The organism is Mesorhizobium sp. M0074 (genome assembly GCF_040322975.1).
GTDB lineage: Bacteria > Pseudomonadota > Alphaproteobacteria > Rhizobiales > Rhizobiaceae > Mesorhizobium.
This window is the reverse complement of the sequence record NZ_JAMYUM010000008.1, coordinates 103,061-128,994: the sequence shown is the minus strand read 5'-3', so window position 1 is coordinate 128,994 and position 25,934 is coordinate 103,061. Positions and strand designations below refer to the sequence as shown.

26 protein-coding genes and 2 tRNA genes are annotated in these 25,934 nt (G+C 62.6%); 13 read left to right on the top strand and 15 right to left on the bottom strand.

Annotated features, from left to right (window positions below; genetic code table 11):
* Positions 1–45: 45 nt before the first annotated feature.
* Positions 46–1,074, bottom strand: a complete 1,029-nt coding sequence (locus NKJ73_RS13375) for an amino acid ABC transporter substrate-binding protein (RefSeq protein WP_023677635.1) — start codon at positions 1,072–1,074, stop codon at positions 46–48.
* Positions 1,075–1,501: 427 nt separating this feature from the next.
* On the opposite strand from NKJ73_RS13375, the gene NKJ73_RS13370 reads away from it, so the two are divergent.
* The 4 genes from NKJ73_RS13370 (at position 1,502) to NKJ73_RS13355 (ending at position 4,551) form a co-directional block, all read left to right on the top strand.
* Complete coding sequence (locus NKJ73_RS13370; protein WP_352569727.1) at positions 1,502–2,671, top strand: cystathionine beta-lyase; 1,170 nt, start codon at positions 1,502–1,504, stop codon at positions 2,669–2,671.
* Positions 2,672–2,924: 253 nt separating this feature from the next.
* A complete protein-coding gene (locus NKJ73_RS13365; protein ID WP_023677637.1) occupies positions 2,925–3,596 on the top strand; it encodes an RNA polymerase sigma factor in 672 nt (223 codons plus the stop codon).
* A gap of 104 nt (positions 3,597–3,700) precedes the next feature.
* Positions 3,701–4,225 (top strand): DUF4142 domain-containing protein, encoded by a 525-nt coding sequence (locus NKJ73_RS13360; RefSeq protein ID WP_023677638.1) that lies wholly within the window; start codon positions 3,701–3,703, stop codon positions 4,223–4,225.
* A 14-nt stretch (positions 4,226–4,239) separates the two neighbouring features.
* Positions 4,240–4,551: a cupredoxin domain-containing protein gene (locus NKJ73_RS13355; RefSeq protein ID WP_352569824.1), complete on the top strand. Its 312-nt coding sequence runs from the start codon at positions 4,240–4,242 to the stop codon at positions 4,549–4,551.
* A gap of 107 nt (positions 4,552–4,658) precedes the next feature.
* Here the strand turns inward: NKJ73_RS13355 and NKJ73_RS13350 are convergent, their stop codons facing one another.
* The 3 genes from NKJ73_RS13350 to NKJ73_RS13340 all read right to left on the bottom strand — a co-directional run bounded on the left by NKJ73_RS13350 (position 4,659) and on the right by NKJ73_RS13340 (position 6,381).
* Positions 4,659–5,879, bottom strand: a complete 1,221-nt coding sequence (locus NKJ73_RS13350) for an anion transporter (RefSeq protein WP_352569726.1) — start codon at positions 5,877–5,879, stop codon at positions 4,659–4,661.
* Positions 5,880–5,938: 59 nt separating this feature from the next.
* Positions 5,939–6,015, bottom strand: a tRNA-Arg gene (locus tag NKJ73_RS13345).
* Between the two features lie 60 nt (positions 6,016–6,075).
* Entirely contained in the window at positions 6,076–6,381 is a 306-nt protein-coding gene (locus NKJ73_RS13340; RefSeq protein ID WP_023677641.1) for an ETC complex I subunit, read from the bottom strand.
* Positions 6,382–6,541: 160 nt separating this feature from the next.
* On the opposite strand from NKJ73_RS13340, the gene NKJ73_RS13335 reads away from it, so the two are divergent.
* A tRNA-Pro gene (locus NKJ73_RS13335) sits at positions 6,542–6,618 on the top strand.
* Positions 6,619–6,741: 123 nt separating this feature from the next.
* Here NKJ73_RS13335 and NKJ73_RS13330 read toward each other — a convergent pair.
* Positions 6,742–7,569, bottom strand: a complete 828-nt coding sequence (locus NKJ73_RS13330) for an alpha/beta fold hydrolase (protein ID WP_352569725.1) — start codon at positions 7,567–7,569, stop codon at positions 6,742–6,744.
* Positions 7,570–7,700: 131 nt separating this feature from the next.
* Between NKJ73_RS13330 and NKJ73_RS13325 the strand changes: the two genes are divergently transcribed.
* Positions 7,701–8,729 (top strand): GlxA family transcriptional regulator, encoded by a 1,029-nt coding sequence (locus tag NKJ73_RS13325; RefSeq protein ID WP_352569724.1) that lies wholly within the window; start codon positions 7,701–7,703, stop codon positions 8,727–8,729.
* Positions 8,730–9,170: 441 nt separating this feature from the next.
* Here the strand turns inward: NKJ73_RS13325 and hdaA are convergent, their stop codons facing one another.
* The 3 genes from hdaA to NKJ73_RS13310 are packed head-to-tail and all read right to left on the bottom strand — an operon-like array spanning position 9,171 to position 11,633.
* A complete protein-coding gene (gene hdaA / locus NKJ73_RS13320; RefSeq protein WP_352569823.1) occupies positions 9,171–9,872 on the bottom strand; it encodes a DnaA regulatory inactivator HdaA in 702 nt (233 codons plus the stop codon).
* Positions 9,873–9,877: 5 nt separating this feature from the next.
* Positions 9,878–11,104: an AI-2E family transporter gene (locus NKJ73_RS13315; RefSeq protein WP_352569723.1), complete on the bottom strand. Its 1,227-nt coding sequence runs from the start codon at positions 11,102–11,104 to the stop codon at positions 9,878–9,880.
* A complete protein-coding gene (locus tag NKJ73_RS13310; protein WP_023677645.1) occupies positions 11,076–11,633 on the bottom strand; it encodes a CDP-alcohol phosphatidyltransferase family protein in 558 nt (185 codons plus the stop codon). Before NKJ73_RS13310 ends, NKJ73_RS13315 begins: the two co-directional genes overlap by 29 nt.
* A gap of 200 nt (positions 11,634–11,833) precedes the next feature.
* Here NKJ73_RS13310 and NKJ73_RS13305 point away from each other — a divergent pair, with 200 nt between their 5' ends.
* From NKJ73_RS13305 to NKJ73_RS13275, 7 genes are all read left to right on the top strand, one after another.
* On the top strand, positions 11,834–12,484 hold the full coding sequence (locus tag NKJ73_RS13305) for a glutathione S-transferase family protein (protein WP_352569721.1): 651 nt from the start codon (positions 11,834–11,836) through the stop codon (positions 12,482–12,484).
* Between the two features lie 133 nt (positions 12,485–12,617).
* Positions 12,618–13,250, top strand: a complete 633-nt coding sequence (locus NKJ73_RS13300; protein WP_352569720.1) for a hypothetical protein — start codon at positions 12,618–12,620, stop codon at positions 13,248–13,250.
* 135 nt (positions 13,251–13,385) lie between these two features.
* Positions 13,386–13,793 carry a hypothetical protein gene (locus NKJ73_RS13295; protein ID WP_352569719.1) on the top strand — a complete coding sequence of 136 codons (408 nt, stop codon included), beginning with the start codon at positions 13,386–13,388 and terminating at the stop codon, positions 13,791–13,793.
* 109 nt (positions 13,794–13,902) lie between these two features.
* Positions 13,903–14,967, top strand: a complete 1,065-nt coding sequence (gene purM, locus NKJ73_RS13290) for a phosphoribosylformylglycinamidine cyclo-ligase (RefSeq protein WP_352472623.1) — start codon at positions 13,903–13,905, stop codon at positions 14,965–14,967.
* The gene (purN, locus tag NKJ73_RS13285; RefSeq protein ID WP_352457663.1) at positions 14,964–15,671 is read left to right on the top strand and encodes a phosphoribosylglycinamide formyltransferase; all 708 of its coding nucleotides are present in this window, start codon (positions 14,964–14,966) and stop codon (positions 15,669–15,671) included. The genes purM and purN overlap by 4 nt, the downstream gene beginning before the upstream one ends.
* A 50-nt stretch (positions 15,672–15,721) precedes the next feature.
* The gene (locus NKJ73_RS13280; RefSeq protein WP_352569718.1) at positions 15,722–16,054 is read left to right on the top strand and encodes a hypothetical protein; all 333 of its coding nucleotides are present in this window, start codon (positions 15,722–15,724) and stop codon (positions 16,052–16,054) included.
* Positions 16,055–16,063: 9 nt separating this feature from the next.
* Positions 16,064–16,579, top strand: coding sequence for a SixA phosphatase family protein (locus tag NKJ73_RS13275; protein ID WP_352569716.1), 516 nt, complete (start codon positions 16,064–16,066; stop codon positions 16,577–16,579).
* A 110-nt stretch (positions 16,580–16,689) separates the two neighbouring features.
* Here NKJ73_RS13275 and NKJ73_RS13270 read toward each other — a convergent pair whose 3' ends face one another.
* The 7 genes from NKJ73_RS13270 to NKJ73_RS13240 all read right to left on the bottom strand — a co-directional run bounded on the left by NKJ73_RS13270 (position 16,690) and on the right by NKJ73_RS13240 (position 25,825).
* Positions 16,690–16,962: a DUF680 domain-containing protein gene (locus tag NKJ73_RS13270; RefSeq protein ID WP_352452971.1), complete on the bottom strand. Its 273-nt coding sequence runs from the start codon at positions 16,960–16,962 to the stop codon at positions 16,690–16,692.
* Positions 16,963–17,238: 276 nt separating this feature from the next.
* Positions 17,239–17,475 (bottom strand): DUF680 domain-containing protein, encoded by a 237-nt coding sequence (locus NKJ73_RS13265; protein ID WP_352452970.1) that lies wholly within the window; start codon positions 17,473–17,475, stop codon positions 17,239–17,241.
* A gap of 377 nt (positions 17,476–17,852) precedes the next feature.
* Complete coding sequence (locus NKJ73_RS13260) at positions 17,853–20,075, bottom strand: cation:proton antiporter domain-containing protein (RefSeq protein ID WP_502905375.1); 2,223 nt, start codon at positions 20,073–20,075, stop codon at positions 17,853–17,855.
* A 170-nt stretch (positions 20,076–20,245) separates the two neighbouring features.
* A complete protein-coding gene (locus NKJ73_RS13255) occupies positions 20,246–20,944 on the bottom strand; it encodes a DUF2270 domain-containing protein (protein WP_352569713.1) in 699 nt (232 codons plus the stop codon).
* Positions 20,945–21,000: 56 nt separating this feature from the next.
* Complete coding sequence (locus NKJ73_RS13250) at positions 21,001–23,109, bottom strand: molybdopterin-containing oxidoreductase family protein (protein ID WP_352569712.1); 2,109 nt, start codon at positions 23,107–23,109, stop codon at positions 21,001–21,003.
* A gap of 210 nt (positions 23,110–23,319) precedes the next feature.
* Positions 23,320–25,197 carry an ABC-F family ATP-binding cassette domain-containing protein gene (locus NKJ73_RS13245; protein WP_352569711.1) on the bottom strand — a complete coding sequence of 626 codons (1,878 nt, stop codon included), beginning with the start codon at positions 25,195–25,197 and terminating at the stop codon, positions 23,320–23,322.
* A 448-nt stretch (positions 25,198–25,645) separates the two neighbouring features.
* The gene (locus tag NKJ73_RS13240; RefSeq protein ID WP_023677659.1) at positions 25,646–25,825 is read right to left on the bottom strand and encodes a hypothetical protein; all 180 of its coding nucleotides are present in this window, start codon (positions 25,823–25,825) and stop codon (positions 25,646–25,648) included.
* Positions 25,826–25,934 lie beyond the last annotated feature (109 nt).

Genomic DNA, 25,934 nt, shown 5'->3' with positions numbered 1-25,934 from the left:
GAGAGACCGGAAGGCAGACGATCTGCCTTCCGGATCCATTTTCGATCAGCGGATCGGCGGAGCGTACTGCAGGCCACCCTTGGTCCACAGCGCGTTGATGCCGCGGGCGATCTTCAGCGGGCTGCCGGAGCCGACATTGCGTTCGAACATCTCTCCGTAATTGCCGACGGCCTTGACGATGTTGACGACCCAGTCGTTGGAGACACCTAGATCGGTGCCGATCTTGGTGTCGGCTTCCTGGCCGAGCACGCGCTTGATCTCGGGATTGTCCGAGTTCTTCATCTCGTCGACATTGGCCTGGGTGATGCCCAGTTCCTCGGCGTTGAGCAGCGCGAAATAGGTCCACTTGACGATGTGATACCACTGGTCGTCACCCTGGCGCACGGCCGGCCCAAGCGGCTCCTTGGAGATGATCTCGGGCAACACGACGTGGTCGGCCGGCGAGCTGAGCGTCAGGCGAATGCCGTAGAGACCCGACTGGTCGGTGGTGTAGACGTCGCAGCGGCCGGCGTCATATGCGGCGTTGACCTCATCCAGCTTTTCGAAAACGACGGGGTTGTACTCCATCTTGTTCGACTTGAAATAGTCGGCAAGGTTGAGCTCGGTCGTGGTGCCGCTCTGCACACACACTGCCGCGCCCGAAAGCTGCAGTGCCGAATTCACGCCCGGAAGCTTCTTGGCGTTGATCATGAAGCCCTGACCGTCATAATAGGTGACGCCGACGAAGTTCAGGCCAAGCGCCGTATCGCGGTTGATGGTCCAGGTGGTGTTGCGCGACAGGATGTCGACCTCGCCCGACTGCAGCGCGGTGAACCGCTCCTTGGCGCTGAGCGGCGTGAACTTGACTTTGGTGCCATCGCCGAAGACGGCGGCCGCCACGGCGCGGCAGAAATCCACATCGATGCCTTTCCATTCACCCTTGTCGTCAGGCGCCGCGAAGCCAGCAAGACCCGTATTGGTGCCGCACTGGATGAAGCCTTTCGCCTTGACATCGTCGAGCGTGCTCGCCGATGCGGCCGAAGCCGCGAATCCAAACGCGGCGGCGCCCAAAAGGCCGATTGCAATGTGTTTCATGACCCACTGACCCTTTTCTGTTTTTTCCAGGCGAACCTGATTTTTTCCCGTGTGAACGCAGCTAAGTATCCCGGCCCGTTACCGGAATCCCGCATCGTCACCGACGCGCTGCCTCCCATTCACGAACAACATCGAAGGCGATTATTCCTGTGAGGTCAAGGGAAATGACCAAATCCGAAAGACTTTGAAAACCAACCGCCTGAAATGCCTGAAATTGCAGACAAACGCGCTCGCAAATTGGTCAGCGCGCCAATAAAGCCGGCAAAGTCCGACCGTGAGTTGCCAAGCGCACTTGGCAGCCTTCCCGCGGATCCACGGCTCGTTGCTGAATTGGCATATTCAAGACCTTGGCCTGGCGGGTGCGGTGCGGTTGCGCGGCCAATGCCGCCGCACTATGGCTAACGACCAACCCATGGGACGAAAAGCAATGGCAAAAGACGACAGCGAGATGGGCGTCAACACGCGGCTCGCCCATTCCGGCAACAACCCGCATGACTATTTCGGCTTCGTCAATCCGCCGGTGGTGCATGCCTCGACCGTGCTCTATCCCAATGCGGCGGCGATGGCTTCACGCAGCCAGAGATACACCTACGGCACGCGCGGCACGCCGACCACCGATGCGCTGAACAGCGCGATCGATGCGCTGGAAGGTTCGGCAGGCACGGTCGCGGTACCGTCCGGCCTGGCGGCGGTGACGCTGCCGCTGCTCGCATTCCTGTCGGCCGGCGATCATCTGCTGATCGTCGATTCCGTTTATCATCCGACCCGCAACTTCGCCGACACGATGCTGAAGCGGCTGGGCATCGAGGTCGAGTATTACGAACCGCGCATCGGCGCCGGCATCGCGGCGCTGATCAAGCCCAACACCAAGGTGGTGTTCACCGAATCGCCGGCCTCCAACACTTTCGAGGTGCAGGACATACCGGCCATCGCCAAGGCAGCGCATGCCGCCGGCGCCATCGTCATGATGGACAACACCTGGGCGACGCCGCTCTACTTTCGCCCCCTCGACCATGGCGTCGACATCTCGATCCACGCGGCGACGAAATACCCGGCCGGCCATTCCGACGTGCTGCTCGGCACGGTGTCGGCCAATGCGGACTGCTGGAAGCAGCTTTTCGAGACGTTCAACACGATGGGCTGCTGCGCCGGGCCTGACGACGTCTACCAGGTGCTGCGCGGCCTGCGCACGATGGGCGTGCGGCTGGAGCATCATCAAAAGAGCGCGCTTTCCCTCGCCGGCTGGCTGGAGGGTCAGCCGGGCGTAGCGCAGGTGCTGCATCCGGGGCTGCCCAGTCATCCCGACCACGCCATATGGAAGCGCGATTTTTGCGGATCGAGCGGCATCTTCTCGATCGTTCTCGCGGGCGGCGGACAGAAGCAGCAGCACGCCTTCCTCGACGCGTTGAAGTTTTTCGGCCTCGGCTATTCCTGGGGCGGCTATGAGAGCCTTGCCGTGCCGGTATTCCTTGGCGACCGCACCATCGCCAAGGGCCCGTATGACGGGCCGCTGGTGCGCCTGCAGATCGGGCTCGAGGATGTAGGGGATTTGAAGGCCGACCTGGCGCGCGGGCTGGCGGCGGCCGCTGGGGCCTGAGCCAGCACCTTTTCAAACTGAGTCAGAAAATCGGCGTAACAGCCTGGAAAAATTGCGATCCTGAGCGATATCATGGCGACCGATCGGGCGATGATACGGCTCTACAAAATAGAGGCGGCGGTGTGGTGAAGGCGGTAGAATAGCCTCTGCCAGTCCTTGACACGGATTGAGGCTGGCCGGCGGGATCAGTCGGGAACCTTTTGTCGGCCGATGCATCCAATGTCGCGATGAGAAGCCTATCAGGAGATCGGCTATGCCTGCTGCGTTGACGGCAACGCCCGCCGCTTCGGGCGACATGCAGCTTGTCGGCCGCGCGCTGGCACGTGATGGCGATGCGTTCCGCACCATCATCAAGACGCACAACCAAAGGCTCTACCGCATCGCCCGAGGCGTCGTGCGTAACGACAGCGAGGCCGAGGACATCGTCCAGGAGGCCTATGTCAGCGCCTTTGCCCATCTCGAGGCCTTTCGCGGCGATGCCTCGCTCGCCACGTGGCTATCGCGTATCGTCATCAACGAAGCGCTCGGCCGCTTGCGCAAAAGGCGGCGAATGGTAGCGATGCCTGAAAACCCGCAAGCCGAAATCATCCGGTTTCCCCTCAACCCGAGCGACGATCCGGAGCGGACGATGGCGCAACGGCAGATCCTTGAGCTTGTCGAACGGGCAACCGACAGTCTTCCCGATGTCTACCGGATGGTGTTCGTGGCGCGCGTCATCGAGGGATTGAGCATCGAGGAAACCGCCGAACTGCTTGGCGTGCGACCAGAAACCATCAAGACCCGGCTGCACCGCGCCCGCGCGCTGGTGCGCAAGGCGCTGGACGACCAGATCGGCCCGGTGCTGCTCGACGCCTTTCCCTTCGCGGGCCGGCGCTGCGAACGGCTGACCAATGCCGTGATGCAGCGGCTTGGTCTTTCCGGATAGGCCGCGCCGATTTTCGCGGGAACGTTTGGCGGCGACCTGCATCCAATGAGCATCACTGAAAACGAAGCCCGATGCAGTTCCGCGTCGGGGCGAAGGAGAGCATCATGTTTATTCGATCGACCACGGCACTGGCCGCAGTTTTCCTGCTTAGCGCAGCGCCCTTGTCGCAAGCTGCCGACAAACCGACCGATCCGCAGATCGCACATATCGCCTACACAGCGGGCGTGCTTGACGTCGAAGCGGCCAAGCAGGCGCTGAAGAAATCGAAGAACAAGGAGGTCGTGGATTTCGCCAAGGACATGGTGCGAGATCACGAGGCGGTCAACAAACAGGCTCTCGACCTGGTCAAGAAGCTCAAGGTCACGCCTGAGGATAATCCGACCAGCAAGGCGCTGACCAAGGCAGCGGCCGAAGAACGTGCCAAGCTTGCCAAGCTCAAGGGCGCCGCGTTCGACAAGGCCTATGTCGCCAGCGAGGTGGCCTACCACAAGCAGGTCAATGGCGCGCTCGAAACACTGCTGATTCCGTCGGCCAGCAATGCCGAGCTGAAAAGCCTGCTGGAAACCGGCCTGAAAATATTCCAGGGCCACGAACAGCACGCCGAACACGTCGCCGGCATGCTGAAGTGAGGATTGGGCCGATGATGTCGAGGCGGCATCTGTGGGTTGCGCTGGCATTGGCCATGGTTGCCGCGCCGGCCAAGGCCGAAACCATCGAGGTGACGATCGAGAAGCTTGTGTTTTCGCCGGCAAAGATCGAGGCGAAGGTCGGCGACACGATCAGGTGGGTAAACAAGGACGTGTTCGCCCACACGGCAACCGTCAACGGCGCCTGGGAAGTGATGATCCCGCCGAAGAAGGCGGCGAGCCTGACGGTGAAGAAGGCGGAATCGGTCGATTATTTCTGCCGCTTCCATCCCAACATGAGAGGCCATCTGACGGTGACATCGCCCTGACTGGCTGATGCATGTCGCGCAAAAGTGTGCAGCGGTTTTGCGATAACGACATGCATAAACAACAGCCCAATGCGTGTCGCATGAGGCCGGTCTAATGCGACGCGCTTTTAGGCCGCCAGCCATGCCGTCCCTACAAGAAGCGTGACCAGCGTCAACGGCAGGCCGACCTTGAAGAAGGCGATGAAGCCCAGCGGTTTGCCGGAGACCCGCGCGTGCTCGGCAACGATCAGATTGGCGACCGAGCCAAGCAGCGTGAAATTGCCGGCCAGCGTCGAGCTCATGGCGACGACTAGCCAGGCCCGCTCGGGGTTTTCCAGTCCGGGCACGAACGGCTTCAGCGCCAGCACGGCCGGGACATTGCTCATGATGTTGGACAGCACTGCGGTGAAGCCGGACAGCCGCCAGACATCATTCAGCCCGAGGTCCTTTGCCGAGGCGACGATGTCGGGCGTCAGCAGCGTCTTCTCCGCCCCGGCGACGACGATGAACAGCCCGGCGAACATGAACAGCAGCGGCCCATCGATCTCGCGATAGATGCGCTCAGGTTTGATGGCGCGGGTCAAAAGAAGAATGGCGCCGCCGATCAGCGCTGCCTTGGCGACTGGAACGCCGGCGAAGAAGGCGATCGCCAAACCGACACAGACGACCACCGCCTTCACCACCTGCCCCGGCAGCATGCGGCCGCGATAGACTTCGGGGCTGAGCTCGGCCTTGCGCGAAAATTCGGCGCGGTAGACGATGCGGATGATGACGATGACGGCGACGAGGCCGAACGCCGCGACCGGCGCCAGCGCCGCCGAGAAGGCCGGATAGGAAATCCCCGACAGCGCGCCGATGACCATGTTCTGCGGATTGCCGGTGATGGTGGCGACGCTGCCGCAATTGGACGCCGTGGCGGTGGCGATCAGATAGGGAACCGGATTGCGGTTGATGACGCGGGTGACATGGACGACGATCGGCGCCATGACCAGGCAGATGGCGTCGTTGACCAGGAACGCCGACAGGACGCCGGTCAACAGCGTCACCATCACCAGCAGCATGAACGGCGCATGCGCATGCTCGATGGCGAACCCGCCGAGCGCGCGAAAGGCGCCCGACACTTTCAGATGCGCCACGACGATCATCATGCCGAGCAGAAGCGTGATGGTGTCGAAGCTGATGGCGCGGTAGGCGTCCTCCATGTCGAGCGCGCCGATGGCGATCATCGCCGCACCGCCGAGCAGCGCGATCCCTGCCCGGTCGAGGCGCAGCCCGGGTATCCTGCCGATTGCGACGCCGGCATAGGTCAGGACAAGGATCAGCAATGCCGCCGCGCCCATCGCTGTCATGTGTTGGAAATCCTGTGCGACTGGCGAGTGAACCTGTCCGGAATGGACATTGAAAATATTGGCGATCCCGACAGGATTCGAACCTGTGACCATCGGCTTAGAAGGCCGGTGCTCTATCCAGCTGAGCTACGGGACCGCTGGCCGGCCGCACGACCGGCTGATTTGTTCTTGGCGCCGGCACGGGCCGGCATGGCCGTCAATGCGTCCAGGGCGTCCTGCGGTCATAGCGGAAATTCTCCGCATAAGAAATCTGGCGGCGCTTGATTTCCTTCGGCTCCTCGACGCGAAAAGCGAGCCCTTCCTTCTCGGCATAGGCCACCGCCTCTTCCCTGGTGTCGAAGGTCAGCCTGATCTGGCTTCGCATGTCGCCGGACGTGGTGTAGCCCATCAGCGGATCGATCTTCTTGCGCTGCTCCGGATCGAATTCCAGCACCCAATAGCCGGTCTTGGCCTTGCCGGACTGCATCGCGGTTTTGGCTGGGCTGAAAATGCGGGCTGACATGACCACCTCATTGCTGGTTGCAAGCACACGACCCCGAGACCACATTACTGTTCTCTGGCCATGCACTAGCCCGTCATTACTGCGCAATGCCGTCGGCAGCAAGGCCGATGGCTTTTTACGCTTGCTTTGGCGGGCTGAAATCACTAGGCAACAGACCGTTCGGAGTGTAGCGCAGCCTGGTAGCGCATCTGGTTTGGGACCAGAGGGTCGGGAGTTCGAATCTCTCCACTCCGACCATTCACCAAGCGAATCTCGTCGGCAGCGCAAGTGGATCACGCTCAAGCGTGTCTCCGTCGCCGGTCATGTTTAAGCGACGGACGGACAGCACGAGCCCGCGCTGCCCGTCCGACATGTAAGCCGTCAGCCCTGGATGAAGGCCAGCAGATCCGGATTGATGATCTCCGGGTGGGTGGTGCACATGCCGTGCGGAAGGCCCTTGTAGACCTTGAGCGTGCCGTGCTTCACCAGCCTGGCCGCAAGCAGCGCGGAATCGGCGATCGGTACGATCTGGTCGTCGTCGCCATGCATGATCAGGACGGGAACCTCGATGTTCTTGAGGTCGTCGGTGAAATCGGTCTCCGAGAACGCCTTGATGCAGTCGTAATGGGCCTTGGCTCCGCCCATCATGCCCTGGCGCCACCAATTGTCGACGGCGCCTTGCGAGACCTTGGCGCCCTCGCGGTTGAAGCCATAGAACGGGCCGGCCGGCACGTCCCTGTAGAACTGGGCGCGGTTAGCGGCCAGGGCGGCACGAAAACCGTCGAAGACTTCAATCGGCAAGCCGCCGGGATTGCTGTCGGTCTTGACCATAATCGGCGGCACGGCGCCGATCAGCACCGCCTTGGCAACACGGCCGCCGCCGCCATAGAGCGCGACGTAACGCGCCACCTCGCCGCCACCGGTCGAGTGGCCGATGTGGATCGCACCCCTGAGATCGAGATGCGCCGCCAGCGCCGCAACATCGGCGGCGTAGGTGTCCATGTCGTTGCCGGTCGCGGTCTGCGACGAGCGGCCGTGGCCGCGGCGGTCATGTGCGATGACGCGGTAGCCCTTTTCGAGGAAGAACAGCATCTGGTTGTCCCAGTCGTCTGAGCTCAGCGGCCAGCCGTGATGGAACACGATCGGCTGGCCCTTGCCCCAATCCTTGTAGAAAATCTCGGTGCCGTCATGGGTGGTGAATGTGCTCATGGTTCTACTCCTTGATGAAAAAGTCGGGGGGTAACAGGGAAGCTTTTAGCCCCCTTCAGCTGGACAAATTATAACAGTGCGGTCAGGGTGAGCATTGGCAAAACGGACATTCAACGTGGCAAAACTGACAAATGACGGCGGCGCGTGATCTGATCGAAATCGGCCTTGTCTTGTATCCCGGTGTGCAGGAAGCAGCCGTGCTCGGCCTGACCGATCTTTTCATGCTGGCAAACCGGCTGGCTGTCGAGCGGTCGCCCGAGGCGGCGAGGCTTCGCGTCAGTCATTGGCAATTGGAGGACGCGGGCCACACCGTAGTCCGCACCTTCGACAGCGACCCCGGCGCCGACAATGAACCAGCCATGGTTATCCTCCCGCCGACCTTGGGAGATCCGATCGCTCGGGAAGCAGCCGCGCCCTATGCCGGCTGGCTCAGGGATCGCCACACGGCAGGCGCGACGCTCGGTTCGGTCTGTGCCGGCGCTTTCGTGCTTGCCGAAACCGGCCTGTTGTCCGGCCGTGCGGCGACGACGCACTGGGCTTATCGCGACGCGCTGGCGCTACGCTTTCCCGACATCCTGCTCGACGCCGACAGGCTGGTCATCGACGATGGCGACATCATCACCGCGGGCGGCTACATGGCCTGGACCGATCTCGGCCTGAAGCTGGTGGACAGGGTGCTCGGGTCAGCCGTCATGATGGACACGGCGCGTTTCATGCTGGTCGACCCGCCGGGCCGCGAGCAACGTTTTTACAGTCCGTTTGCGCCGCGGCTGACCCACGGCGACGAAGCGATTCTCAAGGTGCAGCACTGGCTGCAGGCGAACGGCGCGCGCGATGTGACGCTTGGCGCCATGGCCGATCACGCCGGGCTGGAGGAGCGGACTTTTTTGCGGCGCTTCCGCAACGCCACCGGCCTCAAGCCGACCGAATATTGCCAGCACCTGCGGGTCGGCAAGGCGCGCGAGATGCTGGAAACCACGATACGAGCGATCGACCAGATCGCCTGGGAGGTCGGCTATGACGATCCCGGCTCCTTCCGCAAGGTATTCGCCAGGATAACCGGCCTCGTGCCTGGCGATTACCGCCGGCGCTTTGGCGTGGAACAAGCGGCGCTTGGGGGAGACGATCGGTCTGAAACGGTAGCGAGGCTAGAGCAATGACGGACCGACCAATCGCGACCTGCGATGAGTGCGGCAGCACATATTTTTCCGACAGCAGCGCAATGGCCAGTCTATGTGCCGAATGCGCATCTCTGCTCTATGGATATCCAAACTGCGAACATAATTTCGAAAGCGGCCGATGCACGGCCTGCGGGTGGGACGGCTCTCGATCAAAATACGTCGCCGATATTATTTCCAGGCAAGACCGACAGCGTTGAGAATATCGCTATCAGCTGGCGAGAAAATCACACTTCAAGGCGACTGGTCGGATCGCCGCATATGGCAAGCTCGCCGGGAAGAGAACCCCAACCACCCATCTCCCGGCGAGCCTACTACCTGATTTGATACGCAATCAGGACCGGGATTAGCCGGCAAGCTCTTTGCTGCAAGACAGATGCCAGCTTTTGTTCCCGAAATGGGACAGTGGCGGAACTGGAATCGTCAAATCTCGAACTCGCCCTGCCCTTCGTCCATGGCGCTGACCGTCTCGGCTGCCAGGGCGCGGGTGATCGGCGTCTTGCGCTCGAGCGCGGTGCGGTCGAGCCGTTCGACCACCCGCATGGCAGTGGCCAGCGAGCGCTCGATGCGGCGCACCAGATATTGCACGACATGCGGCTCGACCTCGACCTGGCGGTCGGCGAACAGCTTTGTGATGACGCCGGCCAGCAGAAGATCGTCGGGTTCGTGGATCTCGACGGTAGCCGCCGCCTTCAGCCGCGACGCCAGGTCGGGCAGCCTGACGCCCCAGGCGGACGGGAAGCGCCGCGCCGTCAACAGCAAGCTCGAGCCGGCGCCGCGCACCGCGTTGATCAGGTGGAAGAGGCCGTGCTCATCGATCGGTTCGGCATCGATATCGTCGATCAGGGCCGGATGCGCACCGAGGTTTTCGATGCAGTCGCCGATGCGGCCGGCCTCCACTTTCACGGCGTCGGCGCGGGTCCGCCAAATCGAGGCCAGATGGGTTTTTCCCGAGCCGGCCGGCCCGGCCAGCACGACAACCGGCGACGGCCAGTCCGGCCAGCGGTCGACAAGCGCCGCCGCCTGGCTGTTGGTGCTGGAGACGACGAGCTCGTCGCGCGAATAGCCGGTGCCGTGGCCTAGATCGAGCGGCAATTGACGCGGCGGATCGATCTTGTCCGGCATCTGGCTCAACCGCGCGCGCCCCCGCGGCGCCGCACCTGCAGCGGCGGCACCGGCTCGTCGGCATGGCCCTTGTAGAGCGGCGATTCGAGATAGCGGGCGATGGCGAAACGCACCAGAACGGCAACGGCGGCGGAAGCCGGCACGGCAATCAGCAGGCCGACGAAGCCGAACAGCGCGCCGAAGGCAAACAGCGCAAACATCAGCCACACCGGATGCAGACCGACGCTTTTGCCGACCAACCGCGGCTGCAGGATATTGCCCTCGATGAACTGCCCGACGAAGAACACGCCGGCCACCGCCGCGATCATGGTCCAGTCCGGCCAGAACTGGACGAAGGCGACGCCGACGGCCAGCACCAGGCCGGTCAGCGAGCCGACATAGGGGATGAACGAGATCAGCCCGGCAAACAGGCCGATGAGGATGCCGAAATTCAGGCCCGTCAACGTCAGGCCGGTGGCATACATGGCGCCCAGCACCAGGCACAGCGTGCCCTGTCCGCGCACGAAGCCGGCGGTTGCCGTATTGATGTCCCTGGCGATCGCCCTGACGGTCTTGACATAGTCGCGCGGCACCCAGCTGTCGACGATTGCCACCATGCGGTCCCAGTCGAGCAGCATGTAGAAGGCGACGACCGGCGTCACCACGAACAGGCTGACCACCGAGACCAGCGCCACGCCGGAGCTCCAGATCGAGGTGAAGACGGTGGTCAGGAGGCCGAAGCCGGAGGTCAGCAGCGAGTTCAAGCCTTCACGCAGACCGTTGGCGTCGACGCCGAATTTTTCTTCCAGCCATTTCGGGTCGAAGCTGGTGATCAGGCCCTGCAGCCGGGTCAGATAGTCCGGCAGCTTGCTGGCGAAATCAGCCATCTGCGAGGCGAGCACCGGAACCAGGATGACGACGGCCAGCACCAGGACGACGATAAAGGCGATGAGGATGACCACCGTCGCCATCAGCCTGGACAGGCCGAGGCGCTCCAGCCGGTCGGCCACAGGATCGAGGAAATAGGCGAGCACCATGCCGGCAACGAAGGGCAGAAGGATGCCGCTGAAGACATAAAGGAAGACGGCGAGGATGATGGCGCTGACCAGCCAGAAGCGGATCTGGCGGCGAAACGACGCCGATGCCGCAGCCTCCGCTGCCGCGGCTTCGGCCTCGGCGTCGATGGACCGTTCGTCAGGTGCCCGGTGGTCAGGTGCCCCGTGTTCAGGTGCCGGGTGTGGAGCCTTCGCCATAGCCGCTCATATGCCTCAGCCAAGCCACGAGATAGGCCGCGGCCGAAGCCACGGTCAAGACCCCGGACAGCAATATGAGGGCCGGCCTCAGCGGATCGAGACGGATGTCGAAGGCGAGTTCGCCCAACACCACTGCCGCCAGCACGATCTGGATCGCGGTGTTGGCCTTCGACACCAGGAGCGGCTTCATCTCGACCGGATGCGCCATGACGGTGGATAAAAGCACGGCGCAGACGATCAGTGCGTCGCGCGACACCATGGTAACGACCAGCCACAGCGGCAGTTCGCCGCTGAAGCCCAGGACCACGAAAACCGAGACCAGCAGCAGCTTGTCGGCCATCGGATCGAGATAGGCGCCGAGCCTGGAAAACTGGTTGAAATGACGGGCGATGAAGCCGTCGACGCCGTCGGAAATGCCGGCAATGAGGAAGCCGGCAAAGGCCCAGTCCCAGCGTTCCTGCAGCATGGCCAGCACCACGGCCGGCACCAGCACGAAGCGCATGATCGTGATCATGTTGGGGATGGTCAAACGCATATCCCGTCGCTCTTGTTTGTCGATACATGATGGAGATGGAGGGTTACGGCAAGTGAGAAGCGACACAGAAGCTGCCAATCTCCCCACGAGGGCGCCAGCAATGAAATAGGTCAAGACCGATGTCGATTTCGGGGAGGCTCATTCGTCTCACGATAGGAAGCCGAGGAAATTTGCCCAGCAAGGAAACGGACGCGATGACAATCACTATCACAGCATTTGAACGATCGCCCGATGGCGGCAAGGGACTGGCGCGCGATACGCGCGTTCGCTGGGCGCTCGAAGAAGTGGGGCAGCCGTATGAGGTTCGTCTTGTTTCCTTCGCAGAAATGAAGGCGCCTGGCCATCTGGCCATCCATCCCTTCGGCCAGATCCCCACCTATGAGGAAGGTTCTCTCTCGCTGTTCGAAACCGGCTCGATCGTCTTTCACCTTGCTGAGCAGCATGCGGGATTGCTGCCGAAGGATCGCAATGCCCGCGCGCGTGCGATCACGTGGATGTTTGCCGCACTTAACACCGTCGAGCCGACGATCCTCGAATTAACGACGGCAAGAATATTCGAACGTGACAAGCCTTGGAGCGAGGAGCGCTTGCCGTTGGTAAAGGACCGTGTTCGCGCTCGGCTGGACAAACTCTCGGCCCACTTGGGCGTCGCCGACTGGCTCGATGATACGTTCAGCGCAGGCGATTTATTGATGGTATCGGTGCTGCTGCGACTAAGAATGTCAGGCATTTTGGACGAATATCAAAACTTGGCTGCCTATGTAGCGCGCGGGGAAGCTCGGCCGGCTTATATCCGGGCTTTCGCCGCGCAATTTGCAATCAACGCAGAGGGGCGTGAAGAATAGCCAGCGTTGAACTAACCAAATGGAAGCGAGCCCGAAGCGCGCTATCCTTTGGCCGTTAGGAAACAAGGCGCGCTTTGGATGGACTAATAGGCCGCTAGCAAGGCACGATGCGCAACAGAGAGGGAGTGGAACCTTGTCTTTGGCCGTTGGCGAAGTGCGTAAGTATCTCGATACGTTCATGACGGGACATGGCTTTCGCCGCATCCGGAAAGGCGTCTTTGAAGTCGACCGGAGCGACGATATCAGCCTGATTCTCGAAGAGGCCTTTACTGCAAGCCATGGCGATGTTCATTTGAACATGCTCGTTTACCTGGACTTTCTTACCGTCAGGCCGTTGCTTGAAAGGCTGTACGGCAAAAAATGGATCTGGCCCGGACTGTCGCAGTTTCATCCTGAAACGATATTTAACAATGAGCTGAAAGCTTATGCTCGTTACTTTGAGCACCTTGACCAGACGAGCATAGATAGGTTGCTGGGGAAATATGTCGAGCTGGCGCGACGGATCAGGGCTCAGAACCCGGACCTCGCCAGTTACGTCGCCGGACATAGCGAGTTGCTCGACAAACCTTACGAATTCACACAGCCCTTCGCAGTTCGAATCCTCGCGCTGATTGCCTGCGAAATCGAACTTGGGCACTACGAGCGGGTTAAGCAGGCTGTGCACTGGATTCGAACGAACAATGGCGGAATAGCGCTGAGCGGCTACGCCAAGGCACAACTCGACCGCGTCGACATGGTTCTGGCGGAACGAGAGGGGCGTCCATAAGGGGGGCAGCTTGGGCGACTGTCCACTCCTTTGTCGAGCCAAGACCGTCTGATCCCGCCGTCATCCTTGCGAGGTGCGGCCGTTCATGCGAAGAGCCCGTGAAGCGACAGCCTATTTCCCCACTGCTGAATGACGATGGCGCAGAGAATCACAATCGCTTGGCGAGTAACGCTTTGTTATCTGGCCGGACTGACGGAAAGTCTTTTGGTCTTCGCATTTTTCGGAGCCTCGCACCGCAACGTGGCAGCGCAGGATCTTCTTTCGACCTTCGCTCTTTATCTGGCCGTAGGCGTGGTCGTCTCTTGGCCCCTCTGGCTGACCGCCGCTGTCGTCGCGTTCGTTTTCTCAAGGTCAGTCGCTGCAAAGCCAGGTCTGTGGACTGCCGCGGCGGCTTTGATCGCCGCCGGCTTCTCGTATGGGACCCTGCCCTTCGACGGTGAGATCAGGTCTCTTGCCACCGTCGGAGGCCTCGCCGCAATTCTGGCAGGGATTTCTTTTTACTGTTGGAGTGTATCACGCCCGGTTCCGCCGTTATCCAACTGAAACACCATCATCACGCGCTTGCCTTGCGGGGCAAAACCGTTCATGCGAAGAGCCCGCAAGCGAATGAAACCAGCGACAGGCAAGCGCAACAGATGAGCAGGCGCCGGAAATGAGCAAGCGCAAGAACGGGCTCACCTATGCCGAAGCGGGCGTCGACATCGATGCCGGCAACCTCATGGTCGAGAAGATCAAGCCGCTGGTGCGCGCCACCCGCCGGCCGGGCGCCGATGGCGAGATCGGCGGCTTCGGCGGCCTGTTCGACCTCAAGGCCGCCGGCTTCACCGATCCGGTGCTGGTGGCCGCCAATGACGGCGTCGGCACCAAGCTGAAGATCGCCATCGATGCCGGCAAGCACGATACGATCGGCATCGACCTCGTCGCCATGTGCGTCAACGACATCGTCGTGCAAGGCGCCGAGCCGCTGTTCTTCCTCGACTATTTCGCCACCGGCAAGCTCGATCCCGACCAGGGTGCTTCGATCGTCGGCGGTATCGCTGCCGGCTGCCGGCAGGCCGGCTGCGCGCTGATCGGCGGCGAGACGGCGGAAATGCCCGGCATGTATCACGACAAGGATTACGACCTTGCCGGCTTTGCCGTCGGTGCCGCCGAACGCGGCCAGCTGCTGCCGACCGACGACATCGTCGAAGGCGACGTGCTGCTCGGCCTCGCCTCGTCGGGCCTGCATTCGAACGGCTTTTCGCTGGTCCGCCGCATCGTCGCCGTAAGCGGCCTTGGCTGGGGCGATCCGGCGCCGTTCAATGACGAGGCGACGCTGGCCGAGGCGCTGCTCGAGCCGACGCGCATCTACGTCAAGTCGATCCTCAAGGCGATCCGCAACACGCATGGCATCAAGGCGCTAGCCCATATCACCGGCGGCGGCTTTCCCGAAAATATCCCGCGCGTTCTGCCCAAGGATTTTTCGGCCGAGCTCGATCTCGGCGCCATCGAGGTGCCGCCGGTGTTTTCGTGGCTGGCCAAGACCGGCGGCGTCGCGCCGGAAGAGATGATGCGGACCTTCAATTGCGGCATCGGCATGATCCTGGTCGTCGCCTCCGGCCAGGCGGCGCAGGTCGCTGCCGTTCTGCAGGAGGCCGGCGAGACGGTGACGCCGATCGGCCAGATCGTGCCGCGCCGCGATGCCGGCGTCATCTATCGGGGCTCGATTGGCCTATGACCAGGAAACGGACGGTCGTACTGATCTCGGGGCGCGGCTCCAACATGACGGCGCTGGTTGCGGCGGCGAGCAACCCGGCCTATCCGGCCGAGATCGTCGGCGTCATCTCCGACCGCGCCAATGCCGCCGGCCTTGGCATCGCCGCGGCGCGCGGCATCGCCACCAGAGTGATTTCGCGCTCCGACTATGCCAGCAAGCAAGCGCATGACGAGGCGATCGATGCGGCCCTCTTGTCGTTCGGCGCCGAGATCGTCGCGCTGGCCGGCTATATGCGCATCCTCGGCGCGCGCTTCGTAGAGAAGTGGCAGGGCCGCATGATCAATATCCACCCTGCCCTGCTGCCTGCCTTCAAGGGGCTGGATACGCATGCGCGGGCGCTGCGCGCAGGCATGCGCATCCATGGCTGCACGGTGCATTTCGTCACGCTCGACATGGATGACGGGCCGATCATCGCCCAGGCCGCCGTGCCGGTGATGGTCGGCGACAATGAGGATACGCTGGCCGCGCGCGTGCTCAAGGCCGAGCACCAGCTCTATCCGCTGGCGCTGGGCCTAGTCGCCGAAGGCAAGGCGCGGATGGAAGGCGGCCGCACGGTGTTTTCGCGCTTCGCCGACGATGCCGACAACGCCACGTCGGTGGTGATCGCGCCCGACCCGCTGCGCGAAGAGACCGATCTCGAGCACCTGGCGCGGATCACGCCGTGAGGGTCCGCAGAAACGGCCAATAAATCGCCGGGGAATGACAGAATAGATCAATGGACGTTTTCGACAGCGCGATCCGGACAAAGCGTGATCTCGCCGGCGTCTTCGAGTACGACGAGGCGGACGATCCGAAAAGTGCCACGGCATATTTTTATCTCTGTCGGATCGAGGACGGACGAGTAGGTCCCGTCGTCGGTGCAATTCACCTTCGATCGGGCGATTGGGCCATCACTGAAGCAGACATTTTGGTCAGATGGGATAAAGATGAACGGCATGTAGGCCTGTTCATCTTTGGTGCGCTTTGGGCGAGTTTTGATACCGCCATGGGCACAAAACATGGCGGCGGCTATGGGAAAGACTTTCAGCCGGACATCTCTTGGACTTGAATTGAATCCATGAAGCAACTGCTGCTCCTGCGTCACGCCAAGTCGAGTTGGGACGATCCCGACCTCATCGACTTCGACCGGCCGCTGTCCGCGCGCGGGCTGAAGGCAGCACCACTGGTCGGGCGCGAACTGGCCCGGCGCGGCTGGCTGCCGGAGTTGGCGCTGGTGTCGCCGGCACTGCGCACCCGCGACACATGGCGGCTGGTCTCGGCGGAATTGCCGGCGAAGGTGCAGGCCAAATCTGCCCAGGCGCTTTACGAGGCAGCAGCGGCGGACATCCTCGCCAAGGTGCGGCAAGTGAAGGCGGGGACCGGAACGCTGCTGGTGCTTGGCCACAATCCCGGGTTGGAGGAGTTCGCGCGCGGTCTTGCCGGGGCTGGATCTGATGAAGCGGCGCTGAAAAAACTGGCGGAAAAATTCCCGACCGCGGCCCTGGCTCGGTTCGACGTCGATGGCGATTGGGCCGGTCTCACCTTCGGCAGCGCCCGGCTGACGCACTGCATTTGGCCGAAGGATCTTCGCTAGGGACTGCCTGACAGGCCGGGGGATCGCCGACCTTTCGGCCAAACCCGGCTTCGCACAAACAAAAGCGGCGGGCCAAGCCCGCCGCTCTTCGTGCTCCGGGGTTTGAGGAACTATCGGCCCCAGTTGCCCCGGCCAGATTGGGGCACTACGGGTTGATCAGTGCCGAACCGGGTCGTCGCCTCGGTGTCGACGGCGTTGTGCTCGGCCGTCAGCGGCTTGCGGATGGAACCGGTAAACCCGCTGTCGATGGTGCCGACAGGCGCGTTGCCAACAGGCGCGGCCGGCTGGTTGACGCCGTCCGAACCATAGTGATCACTGCCTGCAAAGGCGCTGCCCGTGGCGACGAGGACGATGGTGGCGACGGTAAGAGCAATCTTGGTCATTTCAGGTACTCCAGTGTACTGGTCATTCGTGAGTTGTCGTTGCTTTCGACGCATTCGAGATGAGAGCGCTGTCCGCGCCGACGAATACGCACCCGGCTTTTTCCGATGTGCACGTTGCTGGACGATTTCAGCAACCGAGATTGTGGCTACAGATGAAACCTGCAGATCAACGTATTCGATTGGCGCAGGATGCTATTCGGCGCACACGCCCGTTGATACGCGAAAGCAAGAGTAGCGGGCCAAGCCCGCCGCTCTTTGTGTTGCGGGCCGTGATAATCAGCGGCCCCAGATGCCTTGGCCGGATTCAGGCGCCACCGACTCGGAGGTTATCTTGGCACCGGTACGCTCGGAAGTAACTGGCTTGCGGATCGAACCGGTGAAGGTGTTGTCGACGTTGGCAGCAGCAGCAGCGGCCGGCTGGTTGACGTTGTCCGAGCCATAATGGTCGCTGCCGGCAAAAGCAGTGCCGGTGGCAACGAGGATGGCGGCGGCGGTAAGAGCGAGCTTGGTCATTTCGGGTACTCCGGTAGTTCTTTAGTCTGTCCGTCAAGTGGCGTGCCTCGGGAGGAATTCGCGTCGCTCGGACCACCCCGAGATGGGTCGGCAAGCCTGTCGTTTCCAATCACGAAAATTTTGTACGGGTGCGCCAAATTGGCCGCTTGAAATTCGACATGCAGCTCCTTGCGCCACAATGTTCTTATTTCTTTTCAACTAGTTATGGGTCAGTGGTGATTTGCCGCGCGAACATTCTTTGAGCCGGCGTTCACCCTTTCCTGTACTCTCTGTCAACAGAACCAAACCGTTCGTTTCGAGTTCTTTTACGTTTGGCTGATCAGCGCTTTCAGAGGCTCGATCGACATTCCTGCCGACGGATCAATGCGCCGTGAAATTCACGCTGCCAGCTCAGCGCCAGCGGCGTCGTGCTTGGGCCGCGCGCTGGCCAGAAGCACGACGGGGCAGTTGCAGGCGGCTAAAACAGCGCCGGCGGTTTCACCGAAGAACAGGTCCTCACCCGGACGTTGGGTGACGCCCATTACGACGATCGCCGCGCCTTTGGCCGCCTCCCGGGTGATCGCCTTGTCGGGTGTGACGCGGGTATGGAACGCTGTGTCGATATGCAGGCCGTAGCGGCCCGCCAGGTCGGCGATGTCTTTCAGGACGGCCTCTTCGCGGCTATGCGACACCGATGTCGACCTGCGGCCCTTGGCTGCCTTTTGCGAGACGTAAAGTATCTTGACCCGCGCCCGGTTTGGACGGGCCAGCGCCAGCGCCAAGTCGGCGGCGCGACGCGCCACCTGGGTACCGTTGACGGGGACGAGAATGCTGGTGCCGGCCCTCAGCGTCGGCATCTTTTCGCCAGCATTGCCGCCGTTCAGGACCAGGCAAAGCGGGCCGTCAAATCCTGCGGCAATGTCGTTGAGGGCCGGCGCGAAGGCGCCATCGGCGGTCAGCACATTGTCCAGGCCGACCAGCAACAGGCCGTATCCCTTGCGGGCCTCTTCGGCGATCGTCTCACCCGTGGCCTCCAATTCGGTGCGGGCCGTCAGGTGGACTTTGTCGACAAGCGTATCTTCGATCCGTTTCACCGCCCGGGCGCTCTTTTTTGCACCCTTCTTGATTTCCTGCAGGGCGCGCTCCTGTTCCTTGCTGTCGGTCGGCCTGTCAACTCGGCCGTCTTTCGGCTGAAGCAAGGTGGTGGGCAGGCGAAGCAAGGTGGTGGGCATGCCGCTGCCTCCGCCGACCAGTCCGGCGAGATATGCAGTGAACTTGCCGATCCTGCTGTCGTCGACCAGCACCAGCAGCCGCTCCAGCCTGGAAATGAAGCCGTATTCGTCCAACGCCTCGCGCTCGACACGCTGCTGCTCGTCGTGCCCAACCGGCAGCCGGCCGAGCGCCCAGCGCAGCATCGGCGGCATGGCCAAGGTGGTGATCACGGCCATGGTGACGATCATGGTGAAGAGATTGTGCGACAGGATGTTCATCGACAGGCCGATGCTGGCGACGATCACCTCGGTCGAGCCGCGCGCGTTCATGGCACTGCCGACGGCGATTGCTTCCTTGAACGACATGGCGGCGAGCTTGGCGCCGATGAAGGCGCCGCCAAACTTGCCGATGCTGGCGATGACCACGAGAGCGCCCGTCAGCATGGCAAGCGTCGGATCGGCAAGAACTGTGAGATCGGCGGAAAGCCCCGCCATGCCGAAGAAGATCGGCATGAACAGCGCGGTGATGACGCCGCGAAGCTGGCCTTCGATATGGCTGGAGAGGATGGGCGATTCCCCGACCAGGATGCCGGCGACGAACGCCCCCAGCACGGTATGGACGCCTATCAAATTGGTGATCAGCGCCATCGCTCCCATGATGATGAGGATCATGGTGATCACCGCAAACTCGCTGCGGAATTGATCGTTGGTCCAGCGGATCAAGGTGAAGACAAGACGGCGGCCAATGGTGAAGGAGAACACCATGAACAGTGCCACCGCGGCGATGGTGGTCACCAGCGGCGCGAACTGTAGCTTGCCATTGGTGGCGATGCCGAAGGTTACGGCGATGACCAGCCAGCCGATCGTGTCCTCGATGATTGCCGAGGAAATAATCACCTGTCCGAGGTTGCGGCGCATGAAGTTCATCTCGCGCACCACCATGGCGACGACCTTGACCGACGAGATCGACAGCGCGGTGCCCAGGAACAGCCCGGCGACGGTGCGCTGCGTCGGGTCAGCCAGCAATGCGTCCGGCAGGAATTGCGCCAGCGCGAAACCGAAGATGAAGGGCACCACGACGCCGGTCGCCGAAATGGAAAAACAGGCCGCGCCAACCCGGCGCACCAGCCGCAGGTCGGTCTCCATGCCGGTCAGCAAAAGCAGCATCAGGATGCCGAGCTGCGAGACGGCGTCGATCATGCCCTTTTGCGCAGGATCACTGGGAAAGATCAGGTGCTGGGCCGACGGCCACAGCCAGCCGAACAGCGAAGGACCGAGCAGGATGCCGCCGATCAGTTGGCCCATGATTGCCGGCTGGCCATAACGCTGCAGCACTTCGCCCAGGCCGCGCCCAACAAGCAGCAGAAGCACGATCTCGGCGACGAAAGCGCCTTCGCCCGAACCACCCATGCCGGAGGCCCGGGTACCGGCAACGAGCGTCTCCGCTGCCCAGGCCGCGCCCGCGGGGACGAAAGCGCAAACCAGCAGTGTCAGGCTGGAACGTGTCGGAGCCTGCCAAGCCATGAAACCCCCATCGCCCAATGCACGTGTCCAACAACGCGCGACAGGGCGTTGCGTTGCTAGACGTGGACGTCACCGAAGGAGAGTTCGCCGTCGTCGCTCTCTGTCAGAAAGGCTGTCACCAGCAGGCCTGCATAGAGGACGGCGACCAGCACGACGATGGCGCCACCAGGAACGGGACCCAGGGCAGCACTGGTGACGGCCTCACGCATCGACCCGACGAAGCCGATGCGGACGCCTTCGGCCAGAAGACTGGGGGTCGACAGTTTGAGGATCCAGGCCAGCAGCAGAATCAGCAGCATGTAAATGTAATTGCGACGCAGGCGGCGCGCCAAAGCCACGCGTTGCGAAATCAGGAATTTCGGCGCGCGCAGGCTCTCGCCGACGATCAACAGCCAATCGGACGCGAAGTCCGGCTGCGGCGAGAATATCTGCGCGAAATAGTGCCGTTCGAACTGGCGCACGCGAGCCCGATAGAAGTCGAAGAAGCGATATCGGCGGGCCTCTATCCACAGCAGCAGCAGAACAAGCAGCATGGCAAACAGCAGCACGCCATGGTGAGCGCTGGCTGTCGAAAGCGAAACGGACAGCATGGCTGCGACAACGGTTATCGCCCAGTTGCTCGTCCGGTCCAGGCGGTCGCGCCACCCAGCCATGCGCGCAATCTCGGCGCGATGAAAGTGGGACATCGTGGTTACGAGTTCGCCGGACGACAGTGTCCTTCCGATGGGATCCGGCGCCGGCAACACTTCTGCCATGACAATGCCTCCACCCGCCACGCGAAAACGGCCGGATGGAGATATCGTTCCGACGCTCAATCCGCCGGGCGCAGCCAGACCTTGTTGTCGTGGAAGGCGGCGCCGCCATAGGGCGCCGGCGCATCGGCGCCGGTCAGCACGTTGATGCCCTCGCCGCGCTCATGGGCGCTGTTCGGCCAGATGCCTTCGGCGACGACCACGCCGCGCTTGATGCCGTCGAACAGTTTTGCGTGCAGCACCACTTCGCCACGCTGGTTGCCGACTTCGACACGGCCGCCGTCGGCGACGCCGAGTGCCGCCGCATCATCGGGATGCAAGAGCAGCTCCGGCCGGCGCTCTTTTGCCTGCGATACCGGCGTTTCGGCAAAGGTCGAATTGAGGAAATTGCGCGCCGGCGAGGTGGTCAGCCGGAACGGGTGCGCCGCGTCCGCCACCTCGATCAGGTCGACGTGATCGGGAAATTCCGGCAGCCGCTGCACAGGCCCGAAGAGGCCCATGCTTTTCGGCGGCCGGTTGGGCGCTGCCTGCCCGGTCCAGTTGGCGCGGAAATGGAACTTCTTGTCGGCATGGCCGAAGCCAGTGATGAAATGCGCGGCCTCGAAATCCGGCTGCAGGTCGACCCATTTGTCTTCCTTCAGACTGTCGAAACTGCCCAGCCCGCGCTTGCCCAGGATGATGTCGATGTGCTGCTGTTCTGTCAGGCCGAAGCCCGGCATGTTGGCAACGCCGAGGCGCTTGCCCAACTCCTCGACAACGAAATGGTTGGTGCGCGGGCCTTCCGGCGGCTCGATCAGCTTCGGCCCCAGCGTGATGTGCTGGTTGCCGCCACCCTTGTAGACGTCGTCATGCTCGAGAAACATCGTCGCCGGCAGCACCACATCGGCGAGCTTGGCGGTGTCGGTCATGAACTGCTCGTGCACGCAGGAAAACAGATCGTCGCGCAGAAAACCTTGCTTCACCAGCCGCTGCTCCGGCGCGACATTCACCGGATTGGTGTTCTGGATCAGCAGCGCCGTCACCGGCGGGCCGCCATAGAGCGCATCCTCAGCCCCGGTCAGCACCGGGCCGATGCGCGAATGATCGAGATGACGGATCGAGGGATCGCGCATCCGTGTGCCTTCGAGCAGTTCCTGGTTGAGCTTGAAGATGCCCGAATTGGAATGGAAGGCGCCGCCGCCCTCATATTGCCAGCAGCCGGTAACCGCAGCGATCGAGGCCGCGGCATGCATGTTGACCGAACCGTTGCGCTGCCGCGAAAAGCCGTAGCCGAGGCGGAAGTAAGTCTTCTTCGTCGTGCCGACGAGCCGGGCGAAGGTCTCGATTTCGTCGACGGAAAGCCCGGTGATGTCTGCCGCCCATTGCGGCGTCCGCGTCTTGAGATGCGCTTCCAGACCGTGCGGATCGTCGGTGTATTGTTCCAGATAGGCGCGGTCGGCCATGTCGTCACGGAACAGCACGTGCATCACCGCGCAGGCCAGCGCGCCGTCGGTGCCGGGCTTCAGCACCAGGCCGAGATCGGCCTGCTTCATCGTTGCATTTTCGTAGACGTCGATGACGACGATCTTGGCGCCGCGTTCCTTGCGCGCCTTGATGGCGTGGGTCATGACGTTGACCTGCGTGACCACGGCGTTGGTGCCCCAGATCACCACGCAGTCGGACTTCGCCATTTCGCGCGGGTCGGGGCCGCGCAGCGCGCCGGCGCCCATCATCCAGCCGGTCCAGGCCAGATTGGTGCAGATCGAACCGAAGAAGCCGGAATATTTTTTGGCGTGCCTGAGCCGCTCGATGCCGTCGCGCTGCACCAGACCCATCGTGCCGGCATAGTAATAGGGCCAGACCGTCTCCGAGCCATATTTTGCCTCCGCCGCGATGAACTTTTCGGCGACGAGATCAAGCGCCGCCTCCCAGCTGGATTCCTTCCAGGTGCCCTCGCCCTTGGCGCCGGCACGGACCAGCGGCTTCAGCAGGCGGTCGGGATGATGGACGCGGTCGGCATAGCGGGCGACCTTGGCGCAGATGACGCCGGCCGTATAGCTGTTGGCCTTGGCGCCATGGACGCGGCCGATGCGCCTGGCGTCGAGCAGCTCGACCTCGAGCGCGCAGGTCGACGGACAATCATGCGGACAGGCCGAATGGCCGATTTTGAGCTTGGCATGCTGATTCATGGGGTCAAACTAGCTGCTTTGGACAACCAGGTGTAGGGCCAGATGACGAGCCAATCCCCCCAAGTGGGGGAGATGTCCGGCAGGACAGAGGGGGGCGTGAAGGATCGCTACGTCGTCGGTGTGACTCGCTCTTGATCAAACTCCAACGACCGGCGGCTCCAAATGGCTGTCAGGCTGGCGGGAACCCACGAGCGGGGAGATTACGCTCTCCTACTCCGCCGTGCCTTCCTCGTACTCCGCCGACATCGACAGCCATTTTTCCTCATGGCCGGCCAGCTGTTGCGCAAGTTGTGAGCGCTCCTTGGCCAGCCTTGTCGCGGTCGAGGGGTCCTTTTCGTAGACGGCCGGGTTGGCGAGTTCGTCCTCGATCAGGTCGATGCGCTTGCGGAGGCGGTCCATCAGCGCTTCGGTGGCGCGGATTTCCTTGGCCAGCGGCTCGAAGGCGGCGCGGCGCGCGGCCGCATCGCGGCGGCGGTCGGCCTTCGACGCTTTGTCCGCCTCGCGCTTGCCGCGGCGGTCGCCGGAGACGCCGGTAACCAGCGTCTTGTAATCCTCGAGATCGCCGTCATACGGATTAACCGCGCTGTCCTTGACCAGCCACAACCGGTCGGCGGTCGCTTCGAGCAGATGGCGGTCGTGCGAGATCAGGATGACCGCGCCGGGAAAATCGTTCAGCGCATGGATCAGCGATTCACGGCTGTCGATATCAAGATGGTTGGTCGGCTCGTCGAGGATGAACAGGTTCGGCCCCTCGAAGGCCGACAGTCCCATCAGCAGCCGCGCCTTCTCGCCGCCGGACAGGTCCTTGGCTGCGGTGTTCATCTTTTCGGTGGTCAGGCCGAACTGGGCGACGCGACCGCGCACCTTCGATTCCGGCGCTTCCGGCATCAGCCGGCGGACATGCTCATAGGCGTTTTCGTCCGGCCTGAGGTCGTCGAGCTGGTGCTGGGCGAAGATTGCTACCTTGAGCCCGGGCGCCACCGTCATGCTGCCGGTCTCCGGCTTCAGCCGGCTGGCCAAAAGCTTGGCGAAAGTCGACTTGCCGTTGCCGTTGGCGCCGAGCAGCGCGATGCGGTCGTCGGCATCGATGCGCAGCGTCATCTTCTTCAGGATCGGCTCGCCCTCGGTGTAGCCGACGTTGACGTTGTTCAGCGCAATGATCGGCGAGGCCACCGACTTCACCGACTCCGGAAAGGAGAACGGCCGCACCGTGTCGTTCACGATCGCGGCGATCGGCTTCATCTTCTCCAGCGCCTTGATGCGCGACTGCGCCTGCCTCGCCTTCGACGCCTTGGCGCGGAAGCGCTCGACGAAGGATTCCATGTGCTTGCGCGCTGCTTCCTGCTTGACGCGGCCCTTCTCCTGCAATTCGCGCTGCTCGGTGTATTGGCGCTCGAACTGGTCGTAGCCGCCGCGCCAGAAGGTCAGCTTCTTCTGGTCGAGATGGACGATCGAGTTGACGGCGCGGTTGAGCAGGTCGCGATCGTGCGAAATCAGCAGCACGGTGTGCGGGTATTTCGACACGTAGTTTTCCAGCCACAGCGTGCCTTCGAGATCGAGATAATTGGTCGGCTCGTCGAGCAGCAGCAGATCGGGCTCGGCAAACAACACGGCGGCCAGCGCGACGCGCATGCGCCAGCCACCGGAGAAGGACGAGGCCGGGCGCCGCTGCGCGGCATCGTCGAAGCCGAGGCCGGCGAGAATGGTGGCCGCGCGTGACTCGGCCGAGTGCGCATCGATATCGGCCAGCCGCATGTGGATGTCGGCGATGCGGTGCGGATCGGTCGCCGTCTTTTCCTCTTCGAGCAGCGCACTCCGTTCAAGATCGGCCTTGAGCACGATCTCGATCAGCGGCTCCTCGGTGCCCGGCGCTTCCTGCGCCACCTGACCGATGCGCGTGTTCTTGGGCAGGCTGATCGAGCCGGTTTCGGAGGCGAGATCGCCGGTGATCGCCTTGAACAAGGTCGTCTTGCCGGTGCCGTTGCGGCCGACAAGGCCAGCCTTGCTGCCGGCCGGCAAGGTCAGTGAGGCATGGTCGAGAAGCAGGCGTCCGGCCATGCGGAGCGAAAGGTCGTTGATGATCAGCATGGCCGGGCTTTTGCACGGGACAACCATGCTTCGCAAGGGCTTGAGCCCCGGTTCGCCGCATAAGGCGCGAAAACCGGCAAGCAAGTCAGCCCGCCGCGCCGCGACTTCCCGCAAAACGCAAAAAGAACCCGCTATCCTGAGGGGGGACAAGGAGAGCGGGCTCTTTCGTGAACGGCGGCCTTGGGAGCGTCCGATCGACATCCAAACACGCAGGAGCCCGGTTTGTTCCTTGGGAAGAACGAACTATGTGATGAACAAATGCTGCTGTGGCCGGCAGGTTTGTCCACAGGGGCGTGCCGTCTGTACGCTATCGACCATGACGCTGCGGAAAGACTCGGCTATCCTTGGATGTGCGGCGGGCCTGATCTCCGCCTGGCCGGCGCCATCAGCTTCCTCCCAAGCGGCGCCGGCCACCTTCCTTGACCGGCGCCGACGCCATTTGAGGCGGTCATTGTTTCGGCGGCGTGCCGGGCTGATCGCCGCCGGTCGTCGACTTCGGCACCGGATTCTTGTCGACCTGCGGGTTCTGATCGACCGTGTCGCCAGGGGCCTTGGTCGGCTGGATATTGTTGTCGCAACCCGCAACAGTCAGAGCTGCCATAAGCAGCAGGATTGAGCGCTTTTTCATCGCAGTCTCCTCTCGCCCGACAACGAGGCGTCGGCGATTTGGTTGCGCGGCCGGTGTCGTTCCTGCATTCGCCAAGGGGCCTGGGAACAAAATGCCGCGTCTCCGGTTG